Raw genomic sequence first — 6,249 nt, forward strand, 5'->3', positions numbered from 1 at the left:
CTGGCGCTTCGTCGTCGACCAGTAGCGTCGACGGTATGGCCGAGTTGGAACTGACGCTCTCTGGTGTCGTCAAGGAGTACCGCACCGGGTCGGAACCCGTTCGGGCACTGGACGGAATCGACCTGACGATCGAGGGTGGACAATTCGTCTCGCTCGTCGCGCCGTCGGGGGCCGGCAAGAGCACGCTGCTGCACATGCTGGGCGCGCTCGATGTGCCCGATTGCGGTTCCATCCTGTTCAACGGCGTCGAAGTGACGTCGCTGAGCGACAACGAGCAGTCCGAGTTCCGTCGCCACCAGGTCGGGTTCGTCTTCCAGTTCTTCAACCTTCTGCCGACGATGTCGGCGTGGGAGAACGTGGCCGTCCCCAAGCTTCTCGACGGCCTGCCCATCAAGAAGGCGAAAGCCGACGCACTGGCGTTGTTGGACATGGTCGGGCTGGGCAACCGTGCCGAGCATCGCCCGGCTCAGTTGTCGGGCGGGCAGATTCAGCGTGTTGCCATCGCGCGGTCGCTCATCATGGATCCCGCGCTGCTCATCGCCGACGAGCCGACCGGCAACCTCGACTCCAAGACCTCGCTCAACGTGCTCGAGATTCTCGCGGACGTCGCCCACCGCAGCGACGGGTCCCGCGCGGTGGTGATGGCGACACACGACGCGTCGGCCGCCCGCTTCACCGATCGGACCGTCAGCATGATCGACGGACGCATCGACAATGACGTGCTTGCCGTGGTCGCGAGTCCCGGCCGGTGATTCGTACTGCCCTCAGTAGGTTTCGAGTTCTCGGTCTGCGTGACCTCCGCGCGCACTGGGTCCGTTCGCTCGTCTCGACCGCGGTGGTGGCCGTTGCGGCGGGACTTCTCATCGCGGTGCTGGGGACGTACGGCTCGCTGACAGGGTCGGTGGAACGCTTGGCGGTGTCGATCGCCGGCAACGCCGACCTCGAGATCACCGGAGTCACCGACAGCGGTTTCGCAGCAACGGAACTCGACGTGGTGCGGGCGGTTCCCGGTGTGCAGGCGGCTGTACCGATGTTGCGCAGCACCGTCACCACCGGCAGCGGTGAGCTTCAGTTGTTCGGCGTCGACCCGTCGATCGCCGCACTCGATTCCGGTCTGCGCGACGGCATCACGGCCGACCCGTCGGCTCTCTCCACGCCGGGAGGCGTACTCGTCGGCAGCGCAACGGGTCTGAGGAGCGGCGACACCCTCACCCTCGACGGCACCGAGTCCACCGTGGTCGGCACGATCGACAACGCGGGGTCCGAGCGAATCAACGGCGGCAAGTTCGTGGTTGCACCACTTCCCGCGGCACAGAACATCACGAACCGCACCGGGCAGGTCGACTCGATCTTCGTCCTCGACGACGACGGCGCTGATCCGGCAGCAGTCAAAGCGGCGATCAACGACGCCGTGGCGGGGCGAGTTGCTGTCAACAACACCGATTTTCGAGCCGATCGCGCGAATGCCGCCCTCTCGTTGACGCGCAACGCCACTCTGATGGTCTCGCTCATCTCGTTCGTCGTCGCCGGGTTCCTGGTCTTCAACGTCATGAACATGACCATCGCGAAACGGCGACCTACCTTGGCGCTGCTGCGGTCGATCGGCGGCACCCGAGGCACCATCGTGCGCGACCTTCTGGGCGAGGCAGCGCTCGTCGGCCTGATCGGTGGTGCCGTCGGAGTTCCCATCGGGATCCTGATGGGGCGAGCGGCGATCGGCAGTCTGCCGCCGTTCCTTCTGCAGTCCTTCGACGCTCAGATCGAGTACGTGCTGCCCTCGTTCGCCATCCCGGTCGCGGTGGTGGCGTGTGTCGCGGCATGTGTTGCCGCGTCCGGACTCGCAGCCGTCCAGGTGTATCGCATCTCCCCCATCGAAGCCCTGTCCGTCGGCGGTGGTGAGACGCGGACCCAACGCCGGGTCCTCTTCACCGCCGCTGCAGGCACATTCGGCGTGTCGGCCGTGATCGGCGCGTGGATCTTCGCTCGGTCGGTGGAGGGACAACTGGCCCTCGCCGCCGGGGCGGTCTTCCTGTTCGGCGTTCTTGCGCTCTGCATCGCGGCCACCGAGCCGATCGTGAAGTGCGCCGCCGAACTCCCTCGCCGATGGGGCGGCGCGGGGAGGCTTGCGACCGCAACCATCGAACGCGCTCCTCGGCGTATCTGGGCAACGGTCATGACGATCGTGATCGCGGTCGCGGTCAGCGTCGGAGTGTCGGGCGCACTGAGCGATCTGACCAATTCCGCGACGGGGTCACTGTCGTCGCTGAGCCGTACCGACCTCTACGTCTCGTTGCAGTCAGCAGATGCCGTGCCTGCCGGCGATACTCTCGATCCTGCTGCAGTGGAACAGGTTCGACGAACACCAGGGGTGTCGCGCGTCGTCGAAGGGCAGTGGGCCTACGCCACCATCGGCGAGCAGTTCGTGTCCATTCAGGCCGTGGCAGACGGCAGCAACGCCGTCAGCCTGTCGGCACTCACACCCGATGTCCGCTCACGAGTTCTCGCCGGTGACGGCGTCGCCATCTCACGGACACTCGGCAAGGCGCTCGGGATATCGGCGGGCGACTTCATCGAATTGCCCACTCCAACAGGCATTCAGCGGGTCGAGGTGCTGTCGTTGGTGGACTACCTCAATGCCGCCGGCGGCACCATGGCCATTTCGCTGGACTCCATGGAGCGGTTCTTCGATCGCCCCGGAGCGACCTACCTGGAGGTGACCGTCGACGGCGACGTATCCGCAGTCGAGGCGTCATTGGTCGGCGAACTGCCGTCGCAATTCAACGTCTATACCGGCCAAGAGGCTCTGGACGGAGCGAGCGGTTCCATCGCACAAGCCGGCGCTCTGGCTGTGGCGCTGCAGTGGATCGTCGGGCTCGTCGCCGCCGTCGCCCTGCTGAACACCCTCATGCTCTCCGTTCTCGAACGGCGACGCGAGCTCGGCGTACTGCGGGCCATGGGCGGCAACCGAGGCACCCTCGCCCGAATGGTGCTCGCCGAAGCAGTTTCCGTGGGTGTCGTCGGCGGGCTGCTCGGACTGGCCATCGGCGCAGCACTGCAATACCTCAGCACCTTCATCCTCGGGGCGAGCACAGGAATTCAGATCTCGTACACCTTGCGACCGTCGGTGCTGGTCTACGGACTGATCGCGCTGCTGCTCAGCCTGCTCGGCTCAATCCCACCGGCCCTCCACGCGGCGAGGCTCGGAATCGTGGACGCGATTGCTGCGGATTGACCGCTACACTCACAGCTGCGCCCTCGTAGCTCAGGGGATAGAGCAACCCTCTCCTAAAGGGTAGGTCGCAGGTTCGAATCCTGCCGAGGGCACCGCGCTCGTCCTGGCAGACGTCACTCTCGATGTCGTGTTCCGTCTTCGAACAGCGAGATCAACTGCTCCGCCCAGTGATCGAGGTCCAGTTCCGGATCACTCTGCAGCGTGAACGGCAGAGCGTCCACGGACCGCTGAACCGTGGTGGCCACCACGAGTGGGTCGAGATCTGCCCGGACCGTACCGACGCGTTGACCCTCGCGCACGATGTCGGCGACTCGACCGATTGCACCGTCCTCCTGTGCACCCGAGTACACCGGCTGCTCGGCGGGAAACCGATGCCTGATGAATGTGGTTGTCAGGGCGCGCACTTCGGCCGCCAGAGCAACATTCAGCCCGATCGCCGAACGTATGTAACCGGCGAGATCGTGTAGCGGGCCGGCGTCGGAAAAGTAGGCTCCGATCCGTTCGTAGATCTCACCTACGGCCGCGCCGACAACGTCGTCCTTCCCGTCGAAGTGGTAGCTGATCAGCCTGGTCGACGACAGGCCGGCTTCGGCGGCGAGGCGCGCGAACGTCGCTGCGTCGTACCCCTCGGCCGCGACCAGTCGGATGTACGCGTCGACCACTTGTCGTCGTCGGGACAACCGTGCGGGGCTTGCGTCGTTTACTTGCATGAGTAACACTTTACTCGACCGAGTAACTCGACCGTGGGAGGACACGATGGACATGCAGGACACGACCACCCTGGTGGTCGGAATCGCGTCGGTGGCAATCGCTGGCGTCGCCTTGGCGACGCGGCGACAGCGGACCGATCTCGGACTTCGCCCCGCAGGAAGGCTTGGCGTAGACCTCACCAGGGGTGCGGTCGTCGGACTGTCGGGGCTGCTCGTTCTCTGGCTCACCGTCGTGGTCACCGGACTTGCGCACGCCGGCCCGTTCGGCGGCAGAGAGGGACTGGCCGCGTCGGCCGGCGTCATCGGCTTTTTCGCCGTGCTGTTCCTGATCGAAGAGGTGGTCTTTCGAGGGCTCGGGACCGGCGGGCTTGCCGCGTTCGTGGGACTCTGGCCTGCCACCATCGTGGTCAACGTGCTGGTTGCGCTTGCATACGCATTCAACGACGCGTCCAGCGTGCTCGCGGTCGTCAGTCAAATTCTGTCCAACCTCGTTCTCGGTGCTGCCCGAATCCGCACCGGCCGCATCTGGGCCGGACTCGCCCTCAAAATCGCGTGGAACGGTGGAATGATCGCCTTGGGCTGGCCCGACAGCGATTTTCGGCTCGACGTTCCGCTCGTCGGCATCCGGCTGGACGGACCGACATGGCTCACCGGCGGCGACTTCGGTGCGGAAGCGTCGTTGGTCGGCATCGTCCTACTCGGCCTTCTCTTGCTCGCGGCGCGACAGGCGCTGAGGCCGACCACGACTTCTTCCGCGGCGGCGAAGCCCTGACTGTGACACCGTCGAACCGATCCAACCAACTATCGGGCGAACAGGGCGGGACCACCGTGGTGGAGAAGAAGCAGACGACGAAGCTGCTTGCGAAGCTCGCATCCTGGCCGGCCCCGTACCGCGAGGTCGGCGAGCGCATTCATCAAATCGTTCTCGACGCTGTGCCGGCCCTGCGGCCGAAGCTCTGGTACGGCGAAGCCGGGTATGCCGTGAGCGGTCCCGTGCAGATCTTCTTTCGCGTGGACCAGTACATGTCGTTCGGCCTGACGGAGAAGGCGCAGTTGTCGGTCGACGACGGCGCACCCGATCTCCTCATCGAATCTGCTTGGTTCATCAAGGAATTGGACGGACCGACCGAGAAGCGGATCGCCGCCATCGTGTGCGTAAAGCGGCTGGCTGAGTGACCGCCCCCACCACTGCCGACGCTCGGCTGTGAGACCGCACGGACTCTGCGCAACCGCGATCGAAACAGACCGAATCACCGCTACCTTCTCCGCATGTCACTGACTTCCCAGCTCGAGCCCATCGACAAGAAGCTCATAGGATTCGGCACCGCCTACGCCCTCTCCGAGCTCAACATCATCCGGATGGTCGGACCGTCCGCGGGTGCGGTCTACAAGGAAATCCAGACTTCACCGTCGGCAGCGTCGTATCGCACATCCGTTGCGCGACTGACTCCGACAACAAAAGCGAAGCTGCGCAGTCACTACATCCCGAACTTCGGACACCCACTCCTGTACGCGATCGCGTTGCGAACCGGCGGGCAACGTCTCGCCCAGTTGACCCCGCTGTCACCGACCGTCGAAAAGCTGCTGACACTGGGACCGTGCGTGGGTGCGGCGGCCGACATCACCGAGAACGTCTTCCGACTGCGGATGCTCGACGACGACACCGCGGTCACCGACACGACCGTCCGCGCCGCATCCGCCTTGGCGGTGGCGAAGTGGAGCCTGGCGGTCGGTCCGCTCGTGTACATGACGGCCCGGTACGTGCCGATGTGGGTTTCAGGCTTGCGGAACCGGTGAGGTCGCTCCTCGGTACATCACCCTCCAGGGCGACCGGTTCGACCTCCCGATCGGTCGGACATCGAGAGACACAGCGGTTTTCGTGCGTGCTGGGGACGTCGGCATCGGACGACTCGACAGGCCTACACCCGCCACTATGAGGCCGGCAGATGTGTGTGCGTCCTCGGCCTCCGACTTCTCCTCTGAGCTGACTCTTCTTCGCTCCGGGCAGATCGCGGATTGTCCGTCCATCGCGGTGCTGTTCCGTGGTTCACGAGGGAGAAACGTCGCACGTGTGTTCGAATAATTGTCGGTGGTGCTCGCTACTGTGTGGGCATGGTTTCGGGGGGAGCATCGGGTGAGGTCGGCGACGTCGTGTTCGCCGATCTGCTTGCCGCGGCGCAGAAGTCGGTGCTCGCGCTGACCGATGCCCAGTCCTCGATGCTGCACACCGAGGATCTGCAGAAGGTGTGGGCGGAGGCCGTTCGGTTGGGCCGCGTGCTCGAGGGCGCATCGAACGCGTGGTTGGCG

General features: G+C 65.1%; 7 protein-coding genes and 1 tRNA gene. 7 read left to right on the top strand and 1 reads right to left on the bottom strand.

From position 1 onward, the window contains the following. Positions 1-44: 44 nt before the first annotated feature. The 3 genes from IEW02_RS17540 to IEW02_RS17550 all read left to right on the top strand — a co-directional run bounded on the left by IEW02_RS17540 (position 45) and on the right by IEW02_RS17550 (position 3,324). The gene (locus IEW02_RS17540; protein ID WP_371829971.1) at positions 45-752 is read left to right on the top strand and encodes an ABC transporter ATP-binding protein; all 708 of its coding nucleotides are present in this window, start codon (positions 45-47) and stop codon (positions 750-752) included. Beyond that, positions 749-3,232 carry an FtsX-like permease family protein gene (locus IEW02_RS17545; protein WP_188546089.1) on the top strand — a complete coding sequence of 828 codons (2,484 nt, stop codon included), beginning with the start codon at positions 749-751 and terminating at the stop codon, positions 3,230-3,232. Before IEW02_RS17540 ends, IEW02_RS17545 begins: the two co-directional genes overlap by 4 nt. A gap of 19 nt (positions 3,233-3,251) precedes the next feature. After that, a tRNA-Arg gene (locus IEW02_RS17550) sits at positions 3,252-3,324 on the top strand. Between the two features lie 21 nt (positions 3,325-3,345). Here IEW02_RS17550 and IEW02_RS17555 read toward each other — a convergent pair. Continuing rightward, entirely contained in the window at positions 3,346-3,942 is a 597-nt protein-coding gene (locus tag IEW02_RS17555) for a TetR/AcrR family transcriptional regulator (RefSeq protein ID WP_188546090.1), read from the bottom strand. Positions 3,943-3,988: 46 nt separating this feature from the next. Here IEW02_RS17555 and IEW02_RS17560 point away from each other — a divergent pair, with 46 nt between their 5' ends. The 4 genes from IEW02_RS17560 to IEW02_RS17575 all read left to right on the top strand — a co-directional run. After that, positions 3,989-4,714 carry a CPBP family intramembrane glutamic endopeptidase gene (locus tag IEW02_RS17560; RefSeq protein WP_188546091.1) on the top strand — a complete coding sequence of 242 codons (726 nt, stop codon included), beginning with the start codon at positions 3,989-3,991 and terminating at the stop codon, positions 4,712-4,714. A 2-nt stretch (positions 4,715-4,716) separates the two neighbouring features. Continuing rightward, a complete protein-coding gene (locus IEW02_RS17565; RefSeq protein WP_229746106.1) occupies positions 4,717-5,118 on the top strand; it encodes a DUF1801 domain-containing protein in 402 nt (133 codons plus the stop codon). 93 nt (positions 5,119-5,211) lie between these two features. Further along, positions 5,212-5,739, top strand: a complete 528-nt coding sequence (locus tag IEW02_RS17570; protein WP_188546092.1) for a hypothetical protein — start codon at positions 5,212-5,214, stop codon at positions 5,737-5,739. A gap of 315 nt (positions 5,740-6,054) precedes the next feature. Beyond that, on the top strand, positions 6,055-6,249 hold a 195-nt coding region (locus IEW02_RS17575; RefSeq protein ID WP_188546093.1), incomplete at its 3' end, for a hypothetical protein.

The organism is Rhodococcoides trifolii (genome assembly GCF_014635345.1).
Classification (GTDB): Bacteria; Actinomycetota; Actinomycetes; order Mycobacteriales; family Mycobacteriaceae; genus Rhodococcoides; species Rhodococcoides trifolii.

What these genes read in the sequence shown, in the direction of transcription:
- IEW02_RS17555 (WP_188546090.1), bottom strand. Translation starts at nt 3,942, where the DNA reads ATGCAAGTAAACGACGCAAGCCCCGCACGGTTGTCCCGACGACGACAA.
- IEW02_RS17560 (WP_188546091.1), top strand. Translation starts at nt 3,989, where the DNA reads ATGGACATGCAGGACACGACCACCCTGGTGGTCGGAATCGCGTCGGTG.
- IEW02_RS17570 (WP_188546092.1), top strand. Translation starts at nt 5,212, where the DNA reads ATGTCACTGACTTCCCAGCTCGAGCCCATCGACAAGAAGCTCATAGGA.